The sequence below is a fragment of the Psychrobacter sp. 1Y4 genome (assembly GCF_051847555.1).
Genome location: NZ_JBPYDE010001099.1, coordinates 1 through 531 on the forward strand (window position 1 = coordinate 1; position 531 = coordinate 531).

Below are 531 nucleotides of genomic sequence, written 5' to 3' on the forward strand. Positions count from 1 at the left end.
CTCAATCCAAACGGTTCGCTCGGCGGTGTCACGGGTCTGTGTAGCACCGACGGTCGCGTCACTATCATGATGCCGCATCCTGAGCGTAATCTAAAAGCGTATAACCACAGCTGGAAACCAGAAGAATGGGACGAGGACGGCGCGTGGATGCGTATGTTCCGTAACGCTCGCGCTTGGTTTAGATAGGCTAAGTTGGTTTAGAGTATTATTATAGATATAAAAAAAGGTGGGCGTAATGCTCACCTTTTTCGTGTCTGAGTGTTTTGAAGAAGGATAGTTAACTGTGAGAAGGGTGGATGGAGTTATAATGTAATTTTAGCTTCGCAATTAATGGCTTTTCAAAGGATGTTTATAGATTATGCCTCAATCAGAGTTAAATTTAAACTGTGTATTGCTAAGTCAAATGTACCTCATCTTTGTGACACCTTACGTTGAGTTATTCCCTCAAGAATAAGGCTGTATCATGAGCGATTAGAACTGTAAAGTTATATATATAAAACAGATTTATTAGTAGAATTAAGGTATTATAAT

Annotated in this window: 1 protein-coding gene; it reads left to right on the forward strand. The window is 39.9% G+C overall.

The genetic code is table 11. The features are described from left to right. The coding region (locus ACS8FC_RS20610; RefSeq protein ID WP_439298152.1) for a phosphoribosylformylglycinamidine synthase subunit PurQ at nt 1–186 on the forward strand (186 nt) is incomplete at its 5' end. Nucleotides 187–531 lie beyond the last annotated feature (345 nt).